This is a genomic window from Ornatilinea apprima (assembly GCF_001306115.1).
In the GTDB taxonomy this organism is placed as follows: Bacteria; Chloroflexota; Anaerolineae; order Anaerolineales; family Anaerolineaceae; genus Ornatilinea; species Ornatilinea apprima.
This window is the reverse complement of sequence record NZ_LGCL01000021.1, coordinates 23,461-47,049: the sequence shown is the minus strand read 5'-3', so window position 1 is coordinate 47,049 and position 23,589 is coordinate 23,461. Positions and strand designations below refer to the sequence as shown.

Here is a 23,589-nt window from a genome sequence, read left to right as displayed (position 1 = left end):
CATGAAATTCAACTTACCTTATTGGTTCCCTCAACGCCTGAGACATAACGGTCTCAAGATTCTTCTCGCGATCCCTGTTTTGATCTCCGCCTGCGCCCCCAGTTCTCCGCGCATTTCCTTTGACTTGCTTCAGGAACAAACCGAGCAGGCCGCTCAAGCCGAGAGTATCAGCCCCACCCCGCTGCCCACCCGCCCGGCATACGAGCCCGGCGAATTGGTTGAGTATTCCGTCCAGCCCGGAGACACCCTGCCAGCCCTGGCCGTGCGCTTCAACACCACCGAAGCCGAAATCCGCGAAGCCAACCCCATTCTGCCTGCCGAGCTGTCTACCCTCCCCCCTGGCATGCCCATGCAAATTCCAATCTACTACCAGCCGTTGTGGGGCAGTTCGTACCAGATTTTGCCCGACCGGTTGTTTGGCTACGGGCCAGCGCAGGTTGGTTTTGATACGGTTGAGTTTGTCAACAGCCAGCCAGGCTGGCTGAAAGACTACACCGGCGTGGCGGGGGGATTGCCGAAATCGGGAGGTGAGCTGGTTGAAATTGTGGCCACCAATTTCAGCATCAGCCCGCGCCTGCTTCTGGCATTGATTGAGTACCAAACAGGTGGGCTGACCAATCCGCAGCAGCCCGACCCGGATAATCCGTATGTTCTGGGCTACGAGGATCGCAAGCATCCGGGCCTTTACCAGCAGCTGCTCTGGGCCGCCAACTTTTTGAACGATAAGTTTTACCGCTATCGCCTGGGGAAATTGACATCCTTTGAGCACCTCGACGGACGCCTTGAGCGCCCCGACCCCTGGCAAAATGCCGCCACGGTAGCCCTGCAGGTGTATTTCTCTACTATGCTGGATAAAGATCAGTATTTCACCGCCACTCACGGCGAAGGTCTGCAAAAGACCTACGCGAATTTGTTTGGTGACCCCTGGGCAGACACCACCCCCCACATTCCCGGCAGCCTACAGCAGCCCGCCTTTCGATTGCCCTTCCTGCCCGGAAAAGCCTGGGCGTATACCGGCGGCCCGCACACGGGATGGGGAAGCGACCAGCCATACGCCGCCATCGATTTTGCCCCGCCCAACGTGGTTGGCGGCTGCTCGCCCACCGAAGAGTGGGCCATCGCCATGGCTGACGGTACCATTGTGCGCACAGATACCGGCGTGGCCGTCCTCGATCTGGACGGTGACCAGGACGAGCGCACCGGTTGGGTCATCTTTTACCTGCACCTTTCCACCAAAACCATACCGCCAGTTGGCACCGCGCTAAAGGCCGGTGATCCGATTGGACAACCCTCTTGCGATGGCGGTACCTCGACCGGCACGCATGTGCATATCGCCCGCAAATACAACGGTGAATGGGTCCCCGCAGACAGCCCCGTTCCCTTCAACATGGAAGGCTGGATCACAAAGGATGGAAAAGCCCCCTACCAGGGATTGTTAGTGCAATACGGGCGCACCGTTATCGCTTGCGACTGCTCCAACCAGGAAAGTCTCGTCCAATCGCTTGGCCCTCTTCCTTAAATAAAAAAGGCTGGTCTGGTAAACATCAGACCAGCCTCTTGATTCTGCTTTTCAAACCGATCTACGCGGATTCGTGATCTTCAAGGAAGCGCGTGGCCTGAATGGCCGCTGCCGCGCCCATGCCCGCCGAAGTAATCACCTGACGGTAATTGGGGTCGTTGATCTCACCGGCAGCGAAAACGCCCGGCACACTGGTGCGCATCAATAAATCCGGCACAATATATCCCTTCTCGTCCATCTCCAACTGGCCCTTAAACAACTGCGTGTTGGGGGTATGTCCGATAAAAATGAACACGCCGTCCACCGGAAAGTCCGATTCCTCACCAGTTTTCACGTTTTTGAGATTCAAGGAATTCACTTTCTCAGAGCCGTTGATGCGGGTAACAATGGAATCCCAAATGAAACGCATTTTTTCGTTCTTTTTTGCCCGCTCCTGAAGGATCGCCCCGGCGCGCAATTGATCGCGGCGGTGAATAATCGTTACGCTCTTTGCATAACGGGTCAGGAACAGACCTTCTTCCAGGGCGCTGTCACCGCCACCCACCACGGCCACGTCCTTGTCCTTGAAGAACCAGCCGTCACATGTGGCGCAGTAAGAAACGCCGCGCCCGGTCAGTTCTTTCTCGCCCGGCACATTCAGATGATTCGGGCTGGCTCCGGTCGTAATAATCAGCGTATCCGCCAGATATTCCTTATTGTAACTTTTTAAATAAAAAGGCCGTTTGGAGAGATCCACCTCGGTCGCCACGTCAAATTCAAAGCGCGCGCCGAAACGCTCGGCTTGTTTCTTAAAAAGTTCTGCCAGGTCGCTGCCGCCAACCCCATCCGGAAAACCGGGGTAATTCTCAATGATGTGTGTCAGAGCAGCCTGACCGCCAAATTCCATGCCGCCCAACACCACCGGATTCAATTCAGCGCGCGCCGCGTATAACGCCGCCGAAAGCCCTGCCGGCCCGGACCCCAAAACCAGCACACTGGTATGTACTTTTTCTTGTTTATTGCTTTCTGAAGAAATATTGGACAAATTAAATTCCATGATCATTCGCTCCTGCGTAATCTGTATTCAGGTAATTGGATTCAAATTACCTCGGAAAAGTTACATATTCAATTTCACGATTTCGTGATCGACCTTCGTCAACGCCTTATCGATCAGCGCGAATCCCTCGCGCAGCTCTTCAGGCCGGATAATCAGCGGTGGTATCAACAAAAGAACATTCCAATGCGCATGTATATACAAACCTGCCGATTCCAGGTCATTTACCAAGGTTTTTATCGTGGGGCTGGAGGCGTTATAGTCGGCCAGCGGCTCCCGGGATGAACGATTTTTAACCAATTCAATCGCCCCAAACAATCCGATACTGCGCGCTTCGCCAATGCAGGGATGCTTCTCCATCAACTGTTTTAATTCTTGCGCGAAGACCTGACCGGTCTGCGCTGCCCGATCCACGATATGATCATCCTGCATCATTTGAATGGTCGCAATCGCGGCCGCCAGCGAGACCGGATGCCCATTAAACGTCAACCCGCCCTGATACACTTTTTCATTATACGCCGCGGCCACCTCGGCTTTCATAGCCACCGCCCCCAGCGGAGCGTACGCGCCTGTCAGCCCTTTCGCCATGGTCATGATATCCGGAGTTACGCCCCAATGCTGGCAGGCAAACCATTTTCCCGTGCGACCAAACCCGGCCATCACCTCATCCAAAATCAGACAGATATGGTAGCGGTCACACAACGCACGCACCCCGGCCAGATAACCGTCCGGTGGGATCAGAACGCCGTTGGTTCCGGTAACACTTTCCATCAAAATACCGGCGATGGTTTCTGGGCCTTCAAAGCGGATGATGTTCTCCAGGTGATGCAGATAGTCCCGACAGAGTTGCTCATCCGATATTACTTCTCCGCTTGCGTGCAGCGCGGAACGGTAGCGGTATGGACCAGAAAAATGCACCACGCCGGGCATCACCCCTGGCTCCCAACTTGTGCGCCGCGGATCGCCGGTCAGCGCCAGCGCGCCAAAGGTCGCGCCGTGATATGAGCGGTACTGGCTCAAAATCTTGAACTTGCCAGTATATCCACGCGCCAGCTTGACCGCGTTCTCATTCGCGTCCGCGCCCCCCAGGGTGAAGAGAAATTTCTCCAGCCCGGCAGGCACAATTTCCAACAGCTTTTGGCAGATCCGCGCCCGCGGCAGTGTGGCCATGTGCGGGCCGGCAAAGGTCAAGGTTTCAATCTGCTCGATCATCGCCTGCCGAATGCGCGGCTCGCCATGCCCCACATTGGCACACATCACCATGCTGTTGAAATCCAGGTAGCGTTTGCCGTCCATATCCCAGAAGTAAACGCCCTCCGCCCGCTCCACCGCGATGGGGTGCGCGTGGTTTTGCGCCGACCAGGTCCAGAAATTGTGTTTCATGCAGGTCGCTAAAACTTCATCTTTGTCCATTTCAAATCCTTTTGAGATAGAACCAGATTGAAATTCTCACAGGATCATCATACCATCCCAGCCAGGCCAATCCACATTAATCCAGCAATCACATTGCTTCCAATACCATCCGGGCAGGCGCGCCATCAGCCGCCTTTAGCTTCATGGGCAGGCAAATCATGCGATACATACCAGCGGGCACTTCAGCCAGGTTGACACCCTCAACGATCACTACCCCCCGGGTCAACAATGCCACATGAGTTGGCACACCCGCGTCAAACGGAGCGATGGAGAGGTAATCAATCCCCACCAGTTGAATGCCTGCATCCACCAGAAACAAAGCCGCGTCTTCGCTCAACGCCACAAAATCTTTTTGAAAACGGGTCTCACCTCGCGCCCAAAGATCGGAGTTGCGCGTTTTGAACAACACGCGCCTGACGCCGGGATTGATGGTTGCGCCACGCAGCACATCCGCCGTGATCTGCCCTACCGCCCTATCAATCTCGATCACCTGGGCAATGCCGATCAGCACATCCAGCGCCAGCGACTCTACCGTGGCGGCTCCGGCGACAAAGTGGAACGGCGCGTCCACATGCGTGCCAGTATGCACCCCCATGCTCATCCGCGACACGTTGGCATTTTCACCATCCTCAATTCGGGAGATTAAATCCAGCGACACCAGCGGATCTCCCGGCCAGACCGGCATCCCCGGCTGAATAGACAGGCTTACATCATAAAATTTGGCCATGATCATGCCTCCCAATGAAAATTTGCTGGTCTACCAACCACTTCGTTTATATGCTTCTCTCAAAAATTGGTCTCTTTCTTCGTCTGTCATCGGACGCGGGCGGGCGTAATCTTCCAACACCGCCGTGTACAGTTCCGTGCCCAGGTATCTTCCTTCATAGAAAATGTGGCGGTCCAAAAATTCCAACCGCACACCGGCAATCGGCAGGCCGGCCGAGAAGAACTCAGGCGCGGCGCCATCCGGCATGCGCATCTGGTCAAAGAAGAGGTTGCCCAATCCATAATGAATGAATCCACCCTCATTGGTAAACGCCATCCCCTGCGGGTGATGCGCCTGGCTGCCGCTGACGATCACCGCGCCCGCGTCGGCCAGCATGTTAAACACCCGAATTTGCTCCGCGCCCGGCTCAAACCCATACGACTCAAAAAACTGCTGGGTGGCAATCACCAGATAACCTTCCTCACGCAAACGGCGAATTTCGGCAGCCATCCAATCGTAATCACAGGTTGCCACACCCGGAAATTCCTCAGTTGCCCACACCCGCGCCGGCCCCGCCGGGTTACAGCTGATGAAAGCCAGGTGGTTGCCGTGATGCTCCAGCAGCAGCGGTTGGCGCGCCTCTTCCAGGTTGGCCCCAGCCGCGAACGTTTTCCAACCGCGTTCCTGGTAGATCTGCATCGACTGCGTGAACGGGTCCCAACCCCAATCCATCAGGTGATTACCGCTCAACTCCATAATATCCACGCCGATATAATCCAGCAGTTCCAGATACTCAGGCCGGCTGCAAAACTGCAGCGCTGTTTGGCCAGGGTTGGCCGGCGGGCAGGTATCGGTAAAAGACACTTCATTGCTGATATGCACCAGGTCGGCCTGTTCAAACCAGCCAATCACATCCACCGCCGGGTAGGTCATCCCCTCGGTTTCCATTTTCTTGCCTGTGGCGCGCGTTAACGCGGTAACCCCGGTCATCAACAGGGATGTCATCTTCTGCGTGTCGCGGTTGGAGGGCGGCAATTGAATGGAACCAGCCGCCACCGCGCGCGGACCGGGCAGTAGGCCGTAATGAACGGTCAGGGCGTACGCCTGCGCCGAGAAATCCGCGTCAAATGGAGAAACGCCGTCCACGCGCAACACCTTCCAGCGCGGGTCCAACCGCTCAAACGGCACAATCGCCCAGGCGGTTTTGGCCTGCCACGCCAGGTCTAAAAGGGCATCTGCCGCCGCAGTCTCAACCAGACCGCTGGCAGGTTCGCCCCACTGCGCTTCCAAAGATAATCGGGTGGCCTCATCCACATGTAGCGGCTGCCCTTGCAGATCATCCAGCGGCTCACCGCGCCATAATCCTTTCAACTCCTCCAGCGAGACACCATCCCGCACCGTCGGGAACGGCGCGACCAGCGCGTAAACCCACGCGCTCAAGCTCTCATCCGCGCCCACAACCGAGATCACGGCTTCAGCAGGCTGCCCATCTGGCACCCATGCCACTCCGCCGTTAAGCTGAATGCTGTCTTGCAGAGCCGCCGGAACGCTGCCGTCGACACCCAACCGCACAACCTGAGGGGTGGGTGTTAAAGTTGGCACGGATGGCTGGAACGGCGTCAGCGTGCTTGATCGTGAAATCTCGATTCCCAAGTCTTCCGCCCGCCCTGCTGCACTGCTGGCGCAGCCCGCCAGGCACATACCGGCCAGCAACAACCATAATACGCCCCTATTCTTCCGCATAGAAGCTCCAATCCGCCGCCTGGAAGACGGCGCTCAGCAGTTCGCTGCGCTCTTTGGAAGTCATCGGCCGCGGGCGGGCAGCGTCTTCCAGGCGCGCCGTGTAAAGCCGCGTGCTGATATACCTGCCGTCATACACGAAATGCAAGTCCAGAAATTCACGGTCATATCCGGCGAACATCTGGTCAAAAAACAAATTTCCCAGACCGTAATGGATGAAACGCCTGCCAATCAGGGTCATGCTCTGTGGGGAATGCGCCTGCGATCCGCTGACAATATCCGCGCCAGCGCGCGCCGCGCGTTGAAAGTCAATCCGCTGGCTGGATTGGGGTTTATATTCATCCAGTTCAAAATGCTGAAAAGTGGCGATCACCACATACCCCTCATTTTTTAAGCGTCGAATTTCGCTTTCCATTTCATCCAGATTGCATTCAGCCGGCCCCGGCTGGGTATCGGTTGCCCACACCTGCTGTGGACCAACCGCGTTGCAGCCCAAGAATGCAATTTTATTCCCGTTTTCCTCCAGCAGCAGCGGCTCTCTTCCAGCCTGCGGATTAATTCCCCCACCATAATAAGCATATCCCTTTTCGTCGTAGAGTGCCAGCGTATCCAAAAATGCCTCGGGGCCCCAATCCAGCAGATGATTGCCCGTCAGCTCAATCACATCCACCCCGCTATATTCCAGCAGCTCAATATAGCGCGGATCGCTGCAGAAGCGGGCTTCTTCCCGCAGCGGCACGGCTGGCGGGCAGCCAGTAAACAGCGGAACCTCGTTGCTGATGTGCGTAATATCCGCTGATGTCAGCCACTTGCGAATGTCCCTGGCCGGGTAGGTAATGCCTTTCTCTTCCATCACAAAGGCGGTCGTTCGCGACAGCGCCGTGGTGCCGGTCAGTAGCACCGAAGTCAGCCGGTTTTCATCCCGGTTGGTGATCACGGGCGGCTGTGGCCATGTTACCTGCGCGGACCTTGCCGCGCCCGGGTTTTCCAGCAGACCATAGCGAATCACCAGCGGGTAAGCCTCGCTGTTCAAGCCCTTGTCCAACGGATTCATCCCATCCACCGCCAGCACCTTCAGGCGCGGGTCAAGCGCTTCGAAAGGCACCAGGCCCAATGAACCGCTCGTTTCCCACAGCATGGAAATCATTTCCTCCTGCCCATCCACTTGCTGCACACTGGAAGGGCCCGCTTCTCCCCATATCTGGTTGAAGGCGAGAAGTCCCTCTTCGGTCGTAAAAATCACGGTTTCTCCACTGCTGGCAGAACCTCGCCAAATATCTTTCAACGCTTCCAACGCCAACTCATCCGCGATGGTCGGGAAAGCCGCCGTCAGCGCAAAAACCCGGTTAGCGATTTCAACGCCCTCTCCGCGTGGCAGCACAGTCAGCATCGCATCGGCCTCGCCGGCTGCCGTGGTCGTTTCAAACCCCGGTTTGCCAACAAGCAACGCGCTCACCTCTGGCGGTGTCTGGGCGTCAACCCACACACGCAGCGGACTGGTTTCAGCGCTCTCTGTCGCAGCCGGCAGCGGAGCGGCTACCACCGGTTCTGTGGGTGCGCTTAAAGGCTCCCCCGGCTGCGGCGCGCAGCCAGTCAGGCATCCGACCCACAGCCACATACAGACAATTCGAATAAATCGAGACCTCATACAGTTAGACTTTCTATCGATGCTGGGGATGGCTGTATTATACTTTAGGCGGCGGATAAGATTGATAGTTTCTGATAGAATTTTGTTCTATAATTCAGCTAAATCTTCTTTCAAAGAGGTTGACCATGCGTGAAGTGGCTGTGATTGGAATCGGGCAGACGAAAATTGACGAGCACTGGGATTCTTCGCTGCGTGTGCTGGCTGGAGATGCGGCATTGGCCGCCATCCATGATGCCGGTGTATCCGGTGTGGAAGCGGTATTTGTGGGCAATATGATGTCCGGGTCTGCCAACCACCAGCAACACCTTGGCGCTTACATCGCCGATTGGATTGGCTTGCGCTACACCGAAGCCGTGCGCGTGGAAGCCGCCTGCAGTTCGGGCGCGGCCACTTTTCGTTCCGCTATCATGGCAGTCGCTTCCGGAGAAGTCGATTCAGCGTTGGCAATTGGCGTGGAAAAGATGACCGATTCACCCGGCGCCGAAATCACCGCCGAACTGGCCACCGCCGCCGATGCCGATTGGGAAGGTGAGATAGGCATTTCATTTGTTGCCCTCAACGCTCTGGTGATGCAGCGCTATATGTACGAATACCAATGGAAGCATGACGACTTTGCCAATTTCTCCATCAACGCGCATGCCAACGCCGTTCACAACCCCAACGCGCGCTTTCGCAAAGCCATTTCCTTTTCCACCTATCAAAAATCACCCATGATCTGTGAGCCAATCAGCGTGATGGACGCCTCTCCCATGGGCGATGGCGCCGCCGCTCTGGTCATTGTGCCGGCCGAAATGGCGCGCCGCATCAACCGCCCGGTGATCCGCGTGGCCGGTTCAGGCGCCGCGACCGACGCGCTCGCTGTGCATGACCGCCGCGATCCGCTCTGGCTGAGCGCAGCGGAAAAATCGGCCAAACAGGCTTATCAGCAAGCCGGTATTGGCCCTGAACAAATTAATTTCTTTGAAGTCCACGACGCCTTCACCATCATGGCCACGTTGTCCCTGGAAGCCTGCGGCTTCGCGGAGCGCGGCCAGGGCGTGCGCCTTGCGCTGGAGAATGAAATCACGCCCACCGGGCGCATACCAATTGCCACCATGGGCGGCCTGAAAGGCCGCGGCCACCCGGTTGGCGCGACGGGCATGTACCAGCTTGCAGAAACTGTTATCCAATTGCGCGGCGAAGCCGGCCCCACCCAGATAGAAAACGCCCGTTTTGGCATGACCCAAAACATCGGTGGCAGCGGCTCCAATATCATCACCCACATTCTGCAGCGCGAATCTTGATTCAGAGCCAGCCATGCCCGTCATTTCCCTCCGGCAACTGCAAGCCCACCGCGAAGAGACTTTCCGCCTCCGGCCAGAAGCGCGCCTCCACTCCGCCCAAGACGCGCTCGAATTTGTCAACCAGCGCGGTTTTGTCTTCTTCTGGCCTAATCAAGGCACCATCCTGCCCAGCATCTGGAATGCCACCGTGGGAGACCGCCCGGTGCCTGACAACCACGATGACCCCGGGCATGTAACCTGGGGCTGGAAAGATGACCTCTTGGATAAGCGCGTCTGGTTTTACGGGCGTGTCATTCGCCGCCGCAACGCCATGATCGCCCTGAATCTACTCCCTTCCTTCTACGCGCTGTCCCCTAATTACGGCGATCCCGAACACGACTACCTGGACCAATACCAGCAAGGCGTAATGACCTTTGAAGCCAAATCCATTTATGAAGCCCTGCTACACGAAGGCCCGCTCGACACTCTCTCACTGCGCCGCGCGGCCCGTCTCTCCAGCGAGACCAGCAGCGCGCGCTTTTCCCGCTCGCTGGATGACCTGCAGAAGGAATTCAAAATCCTACCGGTTGGCGTAAGCCGGGTTGGCGGCTGGAATTACGCCTTCATCTATGACATTGTCCCGCGTTATCACCCCGAGCTTCAGGAGCAGGCCCGCTACATCTCGGAATTGGAAGCCCAGCAAACCCTGGCAGCCGTCTACCTGCATTCCGTGGGAGCCCTCCGCGCCAGAGACCTGGTGCACCTTTTCCGCTGGAGCCCGGCAGACGCCGCCCGCGCCCTTCAACGCCTGGCAGCCACCGATCCAGAACTGATCGCTTGTTCCCATCCGACCGAAAAAGGTGAATGGCTGGCTTTGCCCGCGCTGGTCGAATGAGAGCGGGCTGCAAAAAACACTGTCCCCTTTCCTTTCCATGCCATCTGCGGCACAATTGAACCCGGCAGTATAGGAACGTTACCCACTGCTGGATTTCTTGCTGAAAGCTGCAAATGACCATCTTGCAGCGATTACTCGATTCAAAGGGGGATATACTATAATCAAAATACATTTGTTCGTTAAGTCTTTTCATTGGCTAGCACCTGCACACTTTTTAACCACCAGGAGACAGCAAAATGGAGTTTCATATTTCGCGCCAGGCTCGTGACCGGTATGAGTTTGATCAATCCTTATTTGAACTGAATGGCAATGTAATTTTTGCCAATTTTCACGCCGTGCGTAAGTTCACCCAAAAAATGAACCAGAAACGCGACCTGGTGAATTACCCTGAAACCGCTGTCAAAGCCGGGAACATCAACGCCATGGGGCTGATCGATGAGATATTACATTTCGTCATCGCATTGTACCGCCAGCAGAAGAACCCACAGGCCATGCGCCAGGCGTTGTTGTTCATTGAGAGCGCCGTGGGCGCCGAACAATTGGACCGCGTGCTGCTTTATTTTGCCTCCGAATTCCCCGCGGTGGCCGTCTACCAGCGCCAGATCACCCCCAAAGCCTACCTGGAAGGCGAAACCGATGGTGTGCCCAATCGCGAAATCGTCCTGGAAGAAATGATCATGTTGTGGGTCACCAACCGCAACCCGGCCATTTCACCTTACCTGGAACTGTTTGACGACAGCGACCTCTCCTTAAACACCGCCTACCGCCAGGTGATGGAAAGCGCCAGCGATTTCTTCAACACCCAGCCAGCCTTTGGCCCAGAAAACCAGCACCTCATCCAACTTCTTCGCATCCCCGCGATTGCCGTGCCCCATTCGCTTCCCGGCCAGCTTGAATACATCCGTGAGCGCTGGTCCGTTTTCTTGGGCAAATACCTCTACCGGCTGCTCTCCAGTTTGGACCTCATCCGTGAGGAAGAGAAAATGCGCTTTTTTGGCCCCGGAGAAGTGCCGGTGCCCATCTACGATCTATCCATGCTGGAAGACGCTGAGCGCTTCAGCCCCGACCGCGAGTGGATGCCCCGCCTGGTGATGCTGGCAAAAAACACCTACGTCTGGCTCAGCCAGCTTTCTCGCCAGTATAAAGAAGATATCAACCGCCTCGACCAGGTACCCGATGAAGAACTGGACCGTCTGGCGCGCGCCGGCTTCACCGGATTGTGGCTGATCGGCTTGTGGGAGCGCAGCCACGCTTCCGCCAGTATCAAGCGCATGTGCGGCAACCCCGAAGCCATCGCATCAGCCTACTCCTTGAAAAACTACGAAATTGCCTACGATCTGGGCGGTGAAGAGGCATACCAGAACTTGCGCGACCGCGCCTGGCAGCGCGGCATCCGTCTGGCCAGTGATATGGTTCCCAACCACATGGGCATCGACTCCAACTGGGTCGCCGAACACCCTGAGTGGTTTGTTCAGCTCGATTACAGCCCCTTCCCTTCCTACTCTTTCAACGGGCCGAATCTCTCTTCGGATGACCGCGTAACCATCCAGCTTGAGGACCATTATTTCAACCGCACCGACGCCGCGGTTGTGTTCAGGCTCATCGAAAACCATACCGGACGCCACCACTTCATCTACCACGGCAATGACGGCACCAGCATGCCCTGGAACGACACTGCCCAGCTAAATTATCTCATTCCGGCCGTGCGCGAAGCCGTCATCCAGACCATTTTGCACGTCGCCCGCAAATTCCCTATCATCCGCTTCGACGCCGCCATGACCCTGGCGAAAAAGCATTATCAGCGCCTGTGGTTCCCCGAGCCCGGCTCTGGTGGAGATATCCCCTCCCGCGCTGAGTACGGCCTCACCAAAGAGCAGTTTGACCAGGCTTTCCCGCAGGAATTCTGGCGCGAAGTGGTAGATCGGGTAGCCGTAGAAACCCCCGACACACTCCTGCTGGCCGAAGCCTTTTGGCTGATGGAAGGTTACTTTGTGCGCACTTTGGGCATGCACCGCGTGTATAACAGCGCCTTTATGAACATGCTGCGTGACGAAAAGAACGCCGAATACCGCCAGTTGATTAAGAACACCCTGGAATTTGATCCGCAGATCTTGCGCCGCTACGTCAACTTTATGAACAACCCCGATGAGCGTACTGCCATTGACCAGTTCGGTGACGGCGACAAGTACTTCGGAATCTGCGCGCTGATGTCCACCCTGCCGGGCCTGCCCATGTTCGGACACGGGCAGATCGAAGGCTATGCCGAAAAGTACGGCATGGAATTTAAGCGCGATTACTGGAACGAACCCGTCAAAGAATACCTGGTAGACCGCCATCAGCGCGAAATCTTCCCCATCTTGCACCGCCGGGCGCAGTTCGCCGATGTGGTAAATTTCAATCTGTTTGACTTTTTCACCACCGGCGGCGGGGTCAACGAGAATGTGTATGCCTACACGAATGGATTGGGCGATTCCCGCAGCCTGGTGGTGTATAACAACAGCTTCAACAGCACCCAGGGTTGGATTCGCCTCTCGGCGGCGGTATCCATCAAACAAGACGGATCCGACCAGCGCCGCCTCGTGCAGCGCAGTCTGGTAGAAGGTCTCAATCTCCATCCCCAGGCCGACCGCTATGTCATCCTGCGTGACTCACCCCATCACCTCGAATATATCCGCCCCTCGCAGGAACTGGCGCAGAACGGCCTCTACCTGGAATTGGATGGGTACAAATACCTGGTCTTCATGGATATTTCGGAAGTGCAAGACGACGCGGCGCAGTCGTACCGCCACCTTTGCGAGTTTCTTAACGGGCGCGGAGTCCCCAGCATCGAAGAAGCTCTGCAGTCCATGCTGCTCAAAGCGGTGCAAATCCCTTATCGCGAAATTGCCCACCCGGCCTACCTACAATACCTGCTTGATCAGCGCGCTGCCGAATTTGAGGAAGAGAACCGGTTGGCGCTCATCAATGAAGCTGTTGAAAAACAAAGCGGACTGCTGAAAGGCATTCAAACCCACACAAGTGAATTCAACGGCTACCCTGAATCATTGGATCAACTGGCGCGCGAGATGGAAGTCATTCTCTCCCTCGAAAAACTAGAAGCCCTCTACCCCCTGCCCGGCGCGAAGAAATACCAGGCTGCGCTTAAGCTGGTGCAAACCCGGCTGAAGGATGAGAAATATTGGAAAATTCTCTTTGGCTGGCTGTTTGTCAACCATTTGGCCGACCTGAACCCCCAATTGCCCAATACCACACTGTGCCTGAGCCGCTTCGATGAGTGGCAATTTGGCAAAATGCTGGCCTCCGCCTACCAGCAGATGGGTGAAGAGGAATCCGCTGCCTGGGCCATGGTGGCGCGTGTGCGTTTACTGATCTTATTGAGCGGTTGGAAGCTGGACCCAGCCGATCAAACCGCCGCGCAGGCGGTGAAAGCCTGGCTGGCCGAAGAAGACATCCGGCGCTTCCTGGACGTCAACCGATTCAAAGAAGTATTATGGTTCAATAAAGAAGCCTATGAGGAATGGTGCTGGTGGCTGCTGGTGCTGAAAGCCATCCAGAATGCCGCCAATCCGCAGGTGGATGCCAACCGGTTTGTGGAAGAAATGGTGAAAACCAGCCAGTTCATCCAGCAGCTACTGGACGCGAAAGATCAATCCGGCTATCAGGTGGCCGGTCTGATCGATGCTTTGGAACAGGCGGGCGAGTAAATCAGGCTTTTTCAGAAATAGGGCTGCCCGACCGGGCGCGTTGCAGGCGTTCATCAAAAACCACGTCGGCGCGCAGCCCGGTGCGCCAGCTTTGAACCGCGCGCAGATAACCGCGCGCTTTTTCACTTAAATCCACCTGCGTGGCCTGGTACGTCAGCCAGATGGCCTGGGCCGCATACGCCACATTATTGGCCGGCTCAATCCGGTCAAAATCGTCAAAGAACCACCCACAAGAAGTGTACATGCGCTGCCGTTCATATTGCGCCCGCAGCAGCAGATGAATTCGCTCGCTTTCCACTTGTGTCAGCCCGCCCCCCAATTCAGCGCGGACAAAGTCGTCCAGGCTCTGTTTCTGACACAGCACCCGCGAATACCGGTGGCGCAGTTCCCAGGCGTCTTGCGTATAAGGCGCCAACGCGCTGGTGTAAAGATCATCCAATTCCACCGAAAGCGCGTCAAACGCATTCCGCAAATAAGCCTTCCAATCACCGTGAGCGGCACACCCGCAGACACCCTTCCAGCGCATCACCCCGTGATGGCAGCTCCACGATGTGTTTTCTCGAATGCGAATTTCATCCACCGCCGGATGATTTTTAAGCCACAAAGCCGGGTAGGTTACTTCGATGCCCAGGTTATCAAACGACTCGCTCGTCAGATACTGGAGAAATTTGTCACGGAAGCGCTGGTGGTGACCGTACAGCTCGCCATCTGACGCGATCATGTACAGCTGGTCTTTCTGAGATTTTTCCGGGCCGTTGAAAAACCGAGGCTGCACATAATTAATGGCGAACCCATCCGCGTTGCGTGTGGCGCCCGGATCAAAACTCACCCGCATGCTCAGTTCTGCGTCATAGAAAAACACGGTAAAGCGCTTGCCGTCAGGCAGCTGAACCCAATACGGTTTGCTGACGTCCAGGTTCTCGCTGTCGGCTTGCCAGGGAGCTAAAATCGTAAACTCCAATCCGTGGTCGGCCAGCACCTGCAGCGATTTCAAGTCCGCGCCGGTCTCCGGCAGCCACATCCCCTGCGGCTTGCGGCCAAAACGGCATTCAAACTCATCGATTCCCCACCGCACCTGGGTCACTTTATCATAATCAGAAGCCAACGGCAGGATCGTGTGGTTATAGGCCTGGGCAATGGCGTTCCCCACCCCATTACGGCGAACATTCTCCTGATCGGCCTGGATTACCGGCGTAAAAAATTCGGGGTGCTTCTCCTCAAGCCAGAGGTTCAGTGTTGGCCCAATATTAAAACTGACCCGACCAAAATTGCCTTCAGCGGCATTCGGCTCGTAACAATGGGCATAAATCTTTTCATTCCAGTTTTCAAAAGGCGCAGCGCCCCGCTCTAGCGGAATTTCTCCGGTCAATGGGTCTTCTCTTGGCGGCTGGTAAAAATGTCCATGAATGCAAACCGCTTTTTTCCCTGTCATGCGAAAAGCTGCTCCTTATCATCCGTATATACTAATAATATCGTCATTTTTGCAAATAACCTAATAATTGCGTAAATCTGGCGGGCATCAGTCCAAACAAGCGCGGCAGTGTGTCCACGGCGCAGGTACGGTCTGCCGCCAGATAATCCAGCCAATAATAAGAAATCGATTGCTTTGGAGCAATTTGGTCCCAAAATAAACCAAGCAGGCGCAAATAAGCCGGTGACGCAGAGATAAAACCGCGCCGCTTGCCAATTTTTCCAAGAATCTTTTCCATCACTTCTCGAAAGCTCAAATACTCCGATCCCCCAACAGAAAGGGTCTGGCCCACCAGACTCTCATCGCTAAGCGCCAGTTCAAGGCACACCACCAGGTCTTCCACCCATAAAGGCTGGATCACCGTTTCCCCGTCTTCTGGGACAAAGAGGAAAAATGGAGAGGCTTTGATCAGGCGCAGCATCGCGGTGGTGAAGTGATCGCCTTCACCCACCAGCAAACCGCTGCGGAAAATGGTGTAGGGAACGCCGCTCTGCTGAATAGTACTCTCAGCCAGCGCCTTGGCTCGAAACACAGGATACGCCGACAGGCGGTCTGCGCCCAGATGGCTCAGGTAAAAAAGGCGCTCCACGCCAGCCTGCTGAGCTGCCCGCGCAAGATGTTCGGTGCCCTCCACATCCACGCCGTTCAGGTCTGCCTTCCCACCCTTGTGCTCTGCGGTTGCCAGGTGGAACACGGTGTCAACATCTTTCATCGCGGCCCGCAGACCGCGCTCATCCGACAAACCGCACACGGCCACTTCCACAGACAGGCCGCGCGGTAAATTGGGAGATTCCGCCGATGGGCGCAGCAATATTCGCACTGGCCGCCCTGAAGCCACCAGATGCCGCACAAGAGATCGCCCCACAAACCCGGTCCCGCCGGTTACAAGAATCATACGGACAAATTATAGCAGAGGTGAACTTTTCGCGTTGTTTTGGCATGCATCTTGCTACATTAGAGATTGTTAATTCACTGGCACCCAATAACTCCAGAAAGTTGACCGAATATGAGTGAACAAATCCATCCCACTTCTTCCAGCCGAATTGGTTTTCACTACTTCCAGGATCAGAACCACTACCGTGAATTTGACCTGTGCGAATGGCTGCCCCGCCTCCAATCACTCAATGCCTCCTGGCTGGTTTTGCAAGCGACCCTCAACCGGGCAGTGCCCGAAACTTTTCTGCGGGGGCTACTCTCAAGCGGCATCCAACCTGTCATCTTTTCTCCCATGGACCTGCAGAAGCCACCGGCTTTGGAGGAAATCAAGCCCCTATTCACTGCTTACGCCCATTGGGGCGCGCGCTATATCATCCTGGCAGACCAGCCCAACAATCGCGCCGCTTGGAACACCTCCGCCTGGGTTCAAGAAGACCTGGTTGAACGGTTCTTGGACCGCTACCTGCCGGCCGCCAACCTGGCCCTCCAGGAAGGTCTGCAGCCAGTCTTACCGCCGCTGACGCCGGGCGGCAGTTATTGGGATACTGCATTCCTGCGTTCCTTACTGGAATCGCTGCAGCGCCGGCGCCAGGTTGAGCAGTTAGATCACCTCGTTTTAACCGCCTATGCCTGGACGCACGACCGCCACCTCAATTGGGGCGCTGGCGGGCCGGAACGCTGGCCGGCCGCGAAGCCCTATCAATCCACTCCCAACGAGGAAGATCAGCTTGGTTACCACAACTTCGATTGGGTGCAAACCATTGCACGGGCAGTTACCGGCAAAGAGACGCCCACCCTGCTGCTGCAAGCCGGCGCGAAGGGTGTTACTTCCTCATCTGCCGCCGCCGTGGAAACTTCGCTGGTTCAGCAGGAACTGTTAAAAAACCTGTTGGGGCTGCCAGCTGTTGACCCCGCCGATACAGACATCAAGCTCGATCCCCTGCCAGAATCCATCATCGCGTGCAACTTCTGGCTGCTGGCAGATGAGCCCGGGGGAGAATTCGCGTCTGACACCTGGTTCTCAACCCAAGGTGAGCCGCTGCCAGCCGCCCATCTGTGCCAGAACATCACCACGGCTGCCCCTACCCCGGCAGACGAAACACCCGCCTGGATGCAGCAAGAATTTTTCGTCAAAGAAGAAAAAACTGTACAGCGCCGGCCGATCCAACATTACCTGCTCCTGCCGGTTCAGGAATGGGGCATCGCCGAATGGCACCTGGAAGTGATTAAACCGTTTGTCCGCAAACACAAAGCCACCATCGGATTTTCACTCAAAGAAGCTGTTTTGGCTTGCAAAGTAACTGTCATCGGCAATGAAGATGTCTTTCCTGAAAAGGTCTTAAACCAACTGCGCTCAACCGGCTGTCAGGTCGAGCGTATTCAGGGAGATGGCACAACTATTGCAACGATTCTGGCAGAGAGGTGAACCATGACTATGACCATGTCTACAAATCCTGTTGAACGAACACCGCTTGTCGCCCGCCAGCCCGTCCTGAAAGTCATTGGTCTGGGCGGTGGAGGTTCCAACGCCATCAACCGCATGATAGAGCTGGGTCTGACTGGCGTGGATTTTATCGCCGCCAACACCGACGCGCAGGCGCTCAGCCGATCCCTCGCCCCGCGAAAAATCCAGCTCGGCCCATCCCTCACTCGCGGACTGGGCGCGGGCGGAAACCCTGAGATTGGCGCGGCGGCGGCTGAAGAGAGTGTGCGCGAGTTGAAAGAAGCCATGACTGGCGCGGATATGGTGTTCCTTACCGCCGGGATGGGCGGCGGAACCGGCACCGGTTCAATTTCCGTGGCCGCGCGTGTCGCCCGCTCCCTGGGCGCGGTAACCATCGCCGTGGTAACCACTCCCTTCGGGTTTGAGGTTGGCCGCCGGCAGACCAATGCCCGCAATGGTCTCAACATGCTTCGCCCGCACACCGATACCCTCATCACAGTCCCCAATGACCGCCTCTTGCAGGTTGCCCCGCGCGACCTGACCCTGGAATTGGCTTTTCGCCTTGCCGATGATATTCTCCGCCAGGGAATTCAGGGCATCACCGAGCTGATCACCCAAACTGGTGTGATTAATGTGGATTTCTCACATATCCAGAACCTCATGCGCAATGGCGGCGGTGCCATCCTCTCGATTGGCTATGGACAGGGAGAAAATAAAGCCTTGAAAGCAGTTCATCAGGCGCTTCACCATCCCATTCTCGATTCCATCCCCGTGGAAAACGCCAGCGGCATCATTGCCAACTTCTCAGGCGCAAACGACCTCTCTTTCATCGAAGTTTCTGAAGCGCTCTGCCACCTGCAAGAAATGGCGGGCGCAGCCATTGAGATCATCCCCGGCGTGATGAGCGACGAGAACCTGCACGACCGCTGCCAGGTGATCCTGGTCATCACCGGCCTGGGCGCCACCGCGGTAGAAAACGTTCCCGCGCAAGTGACCCAACGGGCCGCCGCCAGTCCGGCAGCCAGTGTATTCCCCAGCAGCCGTCCGGCGAAAACACCCGTACCAGAAATGCAGCTGGCCGCTGCCCAATCAGACCTGGACATCCCCGCTTTCATGCGCCGCCGCATGCATTAATTCGCGCCGCGAGAAAACAGACATGGAAAAACAACTCCTCGACAAAATCTGCGAACAAATTTACCGCCGCTTTCCTGAGGTGAATGGAAAAAAGCCCACGGTCAAGTCTCAGCCCAATGAACAGGTCTTGCTGGTCTTTTCCGCAGTGGCAAAAACATCCGATGGTCATTCCATTCCGCGCACCGTCCGCGTGCTGGTATCTTCTAACGGTAAAGTCCTCAAAACAACCACTTCGCGGTAGTCTAAATGGTAAAAAGGAGTCTGAATGAACGTTCGCCTTACCCAGCAATTTGAAATCGCCTTTTGGGACCTGGTTACCCAATCACTCAGCCAGTCCCGCCTGGTTCGCTATTTTGTTTATCACTTCTACCATCTCTTCCACCAACAACCACCAGAAAAACTTATTTTGACTTTTGCCTGGGTTGGTGCCGCCGGCTTTTTTACCGGAGCTGTCTTAGGCGCGCTGCTCATCCTGCTGCAATGGGGTATGAAATAAAGGAACCATGACCCGTAAAGTCGTTTATCTCGCGCTTGCTCTCGCCCTGCTGCTGGCGGCCTTCCCGGCAACCACCGTGGATGCTGCCCGCGGTGAGCCCGGAAATCCCGAATTTGGCTACGGGATTACTCTTTCGGCCGCCGGTCCGATGGCGAACAACGCGAACTTCTCCACGTTTCAAAATTACGCCCAACAACTGAAACCGGATTGGGTGGCCATTGACTTTGATTGGTCGGCCATTCAACCAGAAGCGCGTCATCCGTTGGCACTCGACTCAATGGACGCGCTGATGAATCTGGCCGCAGAGAACCAGTTGCCCGTACTGCTCAGGTTGGTTAACGCCCCGCCCTGGGCACAAACCGCTTATGGTCCCGAACCGCAGCTGACGGAAGCGCTGCTCCGCGAGCTTTGCGACCGCTACCCCGGGGTGCTGCAAGCCATCGAAGTCTTTCCGGGCGCCAACACTCTTGCCGGTTGGGGCGCGCTGCCAGACCCAGCCGCTTACACCCGCCTCTTCAGCAGCCTGAGTCAGTCCATCAGCCAATCTACACAAGGGAAAGTATTTCTGGTCGCGGCCGGATTACAGATCACCGACCCGGCAAACCGTCACGGTCTGGACATAGACGCACTGGACTTTTTGACTGGGCTTTATCAGAGCGGCATTCAAGCCAGCATGCCTGTCCTCAGCCTGCAATACCAATCCACTGCCGGTGATCCGCTCGACCCCGTTCAAAGCGGCCAAACAACCCTGCGCTATTATGAAGAGGTGCGCCGCATCATGTTGGCCCACGATCACTCATCCGGATTGTTGTGGATCACCCGCCTTGCCACCCCGATTTCTACCGCCGACCCGATTGCCTGGATTGAAAACGCCTGCAAGCTTTTGCGCTCTCAATTGTATATGGGCGCCGTATTTATCGATATCCCATCCACCGCGGCTAGTCAGGCAGGCTCAAATGGAGCGCTGATCTATAATTTGAGCCACGCCGACAAGCTCATCCAGGTTCTGCGCCAATTAATCTTTCAAAACGCTCCCGAGGAATGGCTGACAACTGCCGTTCCATAGAAGTCCATGCAAATGGAAGGATAACTCAAAAATGATCCGATTTCGCAACATGGTTCTCGCCGTTTTTTTCGCCGCTTGCGCCTTGCCGGGAATGCTGCTCTCCAGCCAGATCATGCCTCTGCTAAAACCGGTGCCTCAGGCGGTTCATATAACGCCCGTGCCGCTCAACACCACACCAGAGAGCCAGCCCATTATCAGAGAAGATCAGAAGTGGGTTGTTGTCGCTGTATCGGAAGACGGCAGCAGCCAGCCGCAATTAGCCGCCGTTTGGGGGGTATTCATCAGCTTTGGCGACCGGTCAAACCTCACCTTCAAGGAAATTTACAATCCACACGCGGCCGACACCTATGGATTGGCATCCCAGTTCAACATTTCGCAAGACGGCGCAGTAGACCCCCGCTTTTCCAGCGCGCTCAAACAAATGAATGTCAATTGGAACGGCACCATCCTGATCAACGAGTCTGCCGCGACGATTCTTCGGAATTGGTTGGAACGCGGCCTGACCAACACGGAAGCGCTCTCATCCACCAGCTTGCCGCAGTCCATCTGCGCTTTTCTGACTGTTCCAAACGTAGAAAGACCGCAAACCAGCCTTCCCTGGGAATTGCTGCTCAGCGGCGGATTGAAAACCGATCTCCCCGCCGCCCAATTCACCGGCATTGGAGACCAGCTGCTGCAGGCCAGCCCAGCCCCGTTTTGTGAAGTCATTTCCATTCCTTAAAAAAATGATCTGACACAGTTGAAAGAAAGCGGCGCTCTCTCAGCGCCGCTTTCAATTTGGGGAGTTAAGAAATCATCTCGCGAGGTAAGAAGTCCACCCGGTTCAAATAAAAAATTCTGCGGCTGTCGGGGGTGATCTCCAGCCGCGAAATCGCCGCATTGTTGACCTCAAACCAAAGGCCATCGCTGTCCTCCAACCCAAACACGGCGCACAAAAAATAACGGAAGAAACACCCGTGGCTGACCAATGCTACCCGGTCATCTCCATCACCGTGCAAGCGCATAAGCTGCTCATAAACTCGCCGCGCCCGACCATACCACAACTCCTGGTTTTCATACGGACGGCTCCACCAGCCACTTTCTGGCAGCCCATCGGGCAGTTGAAGCAGCGGAAACCGCTCTGCCAGGGCTTTCGCGGTCTTCCCGGCCAGGCCCACACGCTCGCCGCTGATCTCATCATCCAGGTAAATGCCGCCGCATTCATGCAAATCAACCCACCCGCGCACCGGCAGGCCAATTTCTTCAGCAATGCAATGCGCTGTGCTCAACGCACGGGTCATCAAGCTCGAATACAGGTGGGTTATCTCTAGACCGTTCAGGTTTTGAATATCCGCCGGGTCTTGAACTGCCCCGCCTGGAGTAGAGTTGACAAAATCGGCGACGATCCTGGCCTGTCTCCAGCCCAGATCGGTCAGTTCTGGATCTTCGCTCCGGCCCAGGCTGCTTCCGGTGTTAACCCATAAGGCGTTATTGGAGGATTGCGCGTGACGGATGAAATAAACTTGCATGGTTGGCTCCTTTGAACATGAACTTCTAATTTTACCAGCACCCAGAGCCGCCAGTACCCCAATTTTTCCCTCGCAAACTCAAAAGAAAAGCTTCCCCGATCACGCTGCATTCATGATAGAATCAAGCTCAGAAATTGGCGTATACGAGAATGGAGACTTGAATTGAATAACAAATCCGTACCCACCGTTATTGAAAATGATGTGGTCGTTACCATGGACTACGAACTACTGGTCGATGGTGAATTAATCGATTCCTCGCAAGAAAACGGTCCGATTGATTTTCTGCAAGGGCATGAGAATATTGTCCCCGGATTGGAACGCGAGCTGTACGGCCTTAAAGTGGGTGATAGCGTTTCTGTCACAGTTTCACCGGAAGACGGCTACGGAGAGTACGACGATGACGCGGTCATTGAAGTGCCTCGCAGCGAATTTCCGAATGATTTCACACCAGAACCGGGCATGGAACTGGAAGTGCGCGACGAAGAAAACGAACTTCACGAAGCCACAATTTTGGATGTAACCGACGACGTTGTCGTGTTAGACTTCAACGACCCGTTGGCCGGTGAAACTCTGCAATTCCATGTAACCATCCTGGAACTGCGAGCCGCCACTGCGGAAGAACTGGAACACGGGCACGTACACGACGCCGGGCACGAACACTAGACCGCACACACCGATCTAAGACCACAGACACCCCGCCGGCCGGGGTGTCTTTCATATCGGCCTGTGCTGTATTGGATTATCGCTTGAAACAAGTATAATGGAAAAAAAGACGGCCAATAGACCGATAAGGAGAAGGACGGGGTAATGAACATTTCATATCACCGCTGGTTCAGTGAAAACCTCAATCAGGATATGGAAATCAAAGTATACGGTTCGAAAGGGGTGGCCTTGCTGGCATTCCCTACCCTGGGCGGTCGATTCTATGATTTTGAAAATTTTGGCATGATCGCCGCTGTCGAGGACCAGATCGAGGCGGGCAATCTCACCTGCTTCACTGTCGATAGTTTTGATCACCAATCATGGTTGAATACCAGCCTTGAACCGGCTGAACGCGCCCGGCTGCATGAGCAGTACGCCACTTACATTTTTGAAGAAGTGGTTCCGTTTATCCACCGGCAGTCCACGGACCAGGTCAAAATCTTGCTCACCGGCTGCGACATGGGCGGCTACCACGCCGCTAATTTCTTCTTTCGCCGGCCAGACCTGTTTGCCGGATTTATCTGCCTCAGCGGATTCTTCGATTTGCAGCGCTTCACCGATAACTTTGTCGATGAAACCATTTACTACAATTCGCCCTTGCACTATCTGCCGCGCTTAACCGATATCTGGTATCTGGACCTGTACCGCCAGTCTCATCTGGTGGTGTGCACCGGGCAGGGCATGTGGGAACGCCAGATGGTGGCCAACGCCCATGCCCTTAAACGCGTCCTTCAAGAAAAAGACATTTCTTGCCGTGTGGACTTCTGGGGCTTTGAAGCGGACCACGACTGGTCGTGGTGGAGAAAACAGCTCCCTTATTATCTAAAACCCATCCTCGCGGCTATTGCCTCATCGGAAAATACCGGCGAAATGAACAACCCAACATAGAACTACGGTAAGGCGCCGCAATTC

At 55.7% G+C, this 23,589-nt stretch carries 20 protein-coding genes; 12 read left to right on the top strand and 8 right to left on the bottom strand.

Features of this window, described 5'->3' with window-relative positions; all coding sequences use genetic code 11:
* The first annotated feature begins 1 nt into the window (after position 1).
* A complete protein-coding gene (locus ADN00_RS08205) occupies positions 2 to 1,519 on the top strand; it encodes a LysM peptidoglycan-binding domain-containing protein (RefSeq protein WP_075062485.1) in 1,518 nt (505 codons plus the stop codon).
* Between the two features lie 61 nt (positions 1,520 to 1,580).
* On the opposite strand, the gene trxB is transcribed toward ADN00_RS08205, so the two are convergent.
* The 5 genes from trxB to ADN00_RS08180 form a co-directional block, all read right to left on the bottom strand.
* The gene (trxB, locus tag ADN00_RS08200) at positions 1,581 to 2,555 is read right to left on the bottom strand and encodes a thioredoxin-disulfide reductase (protein WP_075062570.1); all 975 of its coding nucleotides are present in this window, start codon (positions 2,553 to 2,555) and stop codon (positions 1,581 to 1,583) included.
* Between the two features lie 60 nt (positions 2,556 to 2,615).
* Entirely contained in the window at positions 2,616 to 3,965 is a 1,350-nt protein-coding gene (locus ADN00_RS08195) for an aminotransferase class III-fold pyridoxal phosphate-dependent enzyme (RefSeq protein WP_075062484.1), read from the bottom strand.
* Between the two features lie 88 nt (positions 3,966 to 4,053).
* The gene (locus ADN00_RS08190) at positions 4,054 to 4,692 is read right to left on the bottom strand and encodes a cyclase family protein (protein ID WP_075062569.1); all 639 of its coding nucleotides are present in this window, start codon (positions 4,690 to 4,692) and stop codon (positions 4,054 to 4,056) included.
* A gap of 30 nt (positions 4,693 to 4,722) precedes the next feature.
* A complete protein-coding gene (locus ADN00_RS08185; RefSeq protein ID WP_082389984.1) occupies positions 4,723 to 6,414 on the bottom strand; it encodes a CapA family protein in 1,692 nt (563 codons plus the stop codon).
* On the bottom strand, positions 6,401 to 8,059 hold the full coding sequence (locus tag ADN00_RS08180) for a CapA family protein (RefSeq protein ID WP_082389983.1): 1,659 nt from the start codon (positions 8,057 to 8,059) through the stop codon (positions 6,401 to 6,403). Before ADN00_RS08180 ends, ADN00_RS08185 begins: the two co-directional genes overlap by 14 nt.
* 125 nt (positions 8,060 to 8,184) lie before the next feature.
* Here ADN00_RS08180 and ADN00_RS08175 point away from each other — a divergent pair, with 125 nt between their 5' ends.
* From ADN00_RS08175 to ADN00_RS08165, 3 genes are all read left to right on the top strand, one after another.
* Complete coding sequence (locus ADN00_RS08175; protein WP_075062481.1) at positions 8,185 to 9,342, top strand: thiolase domain-containing protein; 1,158 nt, start codon at positions 8,185 to 8,187, stop codon at positions 9,340 to 9,342.
* A 13-nt stretch (positions 9,343 to 9,355) separates the two neighbouring features.
* Positions 9,356 to 10,216: an AlkZ-related protein gene (locus ADN00_RS08170; protein ID WP_075062480.1), complete on the top strand. Its 861-nt coding sequence runs from the start codon at positions 9,356 to 9,358 to the stop codon at positions 10,214 to 10,216.
* A gap of 236 nt (positions 10,217 to 10,452) precedes the next feature.
* Entirely contained in the window at positions 10,453 to 13,920 is a 3,468-nt protein-coding gene (locus ADN00_RS08165) for an alpha-amylase family glycosyl hydrolase (protein WP_075062479.1), read from the top strand.
* A gap of 1 nt (position 13,921) precedes the next feature.
* Here ADN00_RS08165 and ADN00_RS08160 read toward each other — a convergent pair whose 3' ends face one another.
* Positions 13,922 to 15,352, bottom strand: coding sequence for a DUF3536 domain-containing protein (locus ADN00_RS08160; protein ID WP_075062478.1), 1,431 nt, complete (start codon positions 15,350 to 15,352; stop codon positions 13,922 to 13,924).
* 43 nt (positions 15,353 to 15,395) lie between these two features.
* Positions 15,396 to 16,286: an SDR family oxidoreductase gene (locus ADN00_RS08155; protein ID WP_075062477.1), complete on the bottom strand. Its 891-nt coding sequence runs from the start codon at positions 16,284 to 16,286 to the stop codon at positions 15,396 to 15,398.
* A gap of 111 nt (positions 16,287 to 16,397) precedes the next feature.
* Between ADN00_RS08155 and ADN00_RS08150 the strand changes: the two genes are divergently transcribed.
* The 6 genes from ADN00_RS08150 to ADN00_RS08125 are packed head-to-tail and all read left to right on the top strand — an operon-like array spanning position 16,398 to position 21,188.
* Positions 16,398 to 17,753: a hypothetical protein gene (locus ADN00_RS08150; RefSeq protein ID WP_075062476.1), complete on the top strand. Its 1,356-nt coding sequence runs from the start codon at positions 16,398 to 16,400 to the stop codon at positions 17,751 to 17,753.
* Between the two features lie 9 nt (positions 17,754 to 17,762).
* Positions 17,763 to 18,905 (top strand): cell division protein FtsZ, encoded by a 1,143-nt coding sequence (gene ftsZ, locus ADN00_RS08145; protein WP_160317490.1) that lies wholly within the window; start codon positions 17,763 to 17,765, stop codon positions 18,903 to 18,905.
* A gap of 22 nt (positions 18,906 to 18,927) precedes the next feature.
* A complete protein-coding gene (locus ADN00_RS08140; protein WP_075062475.1) occupies positions 18,928 to 19,146 on the top strand; it encodes a hypothetical protein in 219 nt (72 codons plus the stop codon).
* Between the two features lie 24 nt (positions 19,147 to 19,170).
* Positions 19,171 to 19,401 carry a hypothetical protein gene (locus tag ADN00_RS08135; protein WP_075062474.1) on the top strand — a complete coding sequence of 77 codons (231 nt, stop codon included), beginning with the start codon at positions 19,171 to 19,173 and terminating at the stop codon, positions 19,399 to 19,401.
* 7 nt (positions 19,402 to 19,408) lie between these two features.
* The gene (locus ADN00_RS08130; RefSeq protein ID WP_075062473.1) at positions 19,409 to 20,467 is read left to right on the top strand and encodes a hypothetical protein; all 1,059 of its coding nucleotides are present in this window, start codon (positions 19,409 to 19,411) and stop codon (positions 20,465 to 20,467) included.
* Positions 20,468 to 20,498: 31 nt separating this feature from the next.
* Positions 20,499 to 21,188: a hypothetical protein gene (locus ADN00_RS08125; RefSeq protein ID WP_075062472.1), complete on the top strand. Its 690-nt coding sequence runs from the start codon at positions 20,499 to 20,501 to the stop codon at positions 21,186 to 21,188.
* A 64-nt stretch (positions 21,189 to 21,252) separates the two neighbouring features.
* On the opposite strand, the gene ADN00_RS08120 is transcribed toward ADN00_RS08125, so the two are convergent.
* A complete protein-coding gene (locus ADN00_RS08120) occupies positions 21,253 to 21,975 on the bottom strand; it encodes a histidine phosphatase family protein (RefSeq protein ID WP_075062471.1) in 723 nt (240 codons plus the stop codon).
* Positions 21,976 to 22,137: 162 nt separating this feature from the next.
* On the opposite strand from ADN00_RS08120, the gene ADN00_RS08115 reads away from it, so the two are divergent.
* Together ADN00_RS08115 and ADN00_RS08110 are read left to right on the top strand one after the other, a co-directional pair.
* Positions 22,138 to 22,638 (top strand): FKBP-type peptidyl-prolyl cis-trans isomerase, encoded by a 501-nt coding sequence (locus tag ADN00_RS08115; protein WP_201781167.1) that lies wholly within the window; start codon positions 22,138 to 22,140, stop codon positions 22,636 to 22,638.
* Positions 22,639 to 22,782: 144 nt separating this feature from the next.
* Positions 22,783 to 23,565 carry an esterase family protein gene (locus tag ADN00_RS08110; RefSeq protein WP_075062469.1) on the top strand — a complete coding sequence of 261 codons (783 nt, stop codon included), beginning with the start codon at positions 22,783 to 22,785 and terminating at the stop codon, positions 23,563 to 23,565.
* Positions 23,566 to 23,589 lie beyond the last annotated feature (24 nt).

Bases quoted from the DNA above. Each gene is read 5' to 3' on its own strand.
- ADN00_RS08140 (WP_075062475.1), top strand. From the start codon at position 18,928: ATGGAAAAACAACTCCTCGACAAAATCTGCGAACAAATTTACCGCCGC.
- ADN00_RS08205 (WP_075062485.1), top strand. From the start codon at position 2: ATGAAATTCAACTTACCTTATTGGTTCCCTCAACGCCTGAGACATAAC.
- trxB (WP_075062570.1), bottom strand. From the start codon at position 2,555: ATGGAATTTAATTTGTCCAATATTTCTTCAGAAAGCAATAAACAAGAA.
- ADN00_RS08125 (WP_075062472.1), top strand. From the start codon at position 20,499: ATGATCCGATTTCGCAACATGGTTCTCGCCGTTTTTTTCGCCGCTTGC.
- ADN00_RS08135 (WP_075062474.1), top strand. From the start codon at position 19,171: ATGAACGTTCGCCTTACCCAGCAATTTGAAATCGCCTTTTGGGACCTG.
- ADN00_RS08180 (WP_082389983.1), bottom strand. From the start codon at position 8,059: ATGAGGTCTCGATTTATTCGAATTGTCTGTATGTGGCTGTGGGTCGGA.
- ADN00_RS08185 (WP_082389984.1), bottom strand. From the start codon at position 6,414: ATGCGGAAGAATAGGGGCGTATTATGGTTGTTGCTGGCCGGTATGTGC.
- ADN00_RS08120 (WP_075062471.1), bottom strand. From the start codon at position 21,975: ATGCAAGTTTATTTCATCCGTCACGCGCAATCCTCCAATAACGCCTTA.
- ADN00_RS08150 (WP_075062476.1), top strand. From the start codon at position 16,398: ATGAGTGAACAAATCCATCCCACTTCTTCCAGCCGAATTGGTTTTCAC.
- ADN00_RS08195 (WP_075062484.1), bottom strand. From the start codon at position 3,965: ATGGACAAAGATGAAGTTTTAGCGACCTGCATGAAACACAATTTCTGG.
- ADN00_RS08165 (WP_075062479.1), top strand. From the start codon at position 10,453: ATGGAGTTTCATATTTCGCGCCAGGCTCGTGACCGGTATGAGTTTGAT.
- ADN00_RS08190 (WP_075062569.1), bottom strand. From the start codon at position 4,692: ATGGCCAAATTTTATGATGTAAGCCTGTCTATTCAGCCGGGGATGCCG.
- ADN00_RS08160 (WP_075062478.1), bottom strand. From the start codon at position 15,352: ATGACAGGGAAAAAAGCGGTTTGCATTCATGGACATTTTTACCAGCCG.
- ADN00_RS08155 (WP_075062477.1), bottom strand. From the start codon at position 16,286: ATGATTCTTGTAACCGGCGGGACCGGGTTTGTGGGGCGATCTCTTGTG.
- ADN00_RS08170 (WP_075062480.1), top strand. From the start codon at position 9,356: ATGCCCGTCATTTCCCTCCGGCAACTGCAAGCCCACCGCGAAGAGACT.
- ftsZ (WP_160317490.1), top strand. From the start codon at position 17,763: ATGACCATGTCTACAAATCCTGTTGAACGAACACCGCTTGTCGCCCGC.
- ADN00_RS08175 (WP_075062481.1), top strand. From the start codon at position 8,185: ATGCGTGAAGTGGCTGTGATTGGAATCGGGCAGACGAAAATTGACGAG.
- ADN00_RS08130 (WP_075062473.1), top strand. From the start codon at position 19,409: ATGACCCGTAAAGTCGTTTATCTCGCGCTTGCTCTCGCCCTGCTGCTG.
- ADN00_RS08110 (WP_075062469.1), top strand. From the start codon at position 22,783: ATGAACATTTCATATCACCGCTGGTTCAGTGAAAACCTCAATCAGGAT.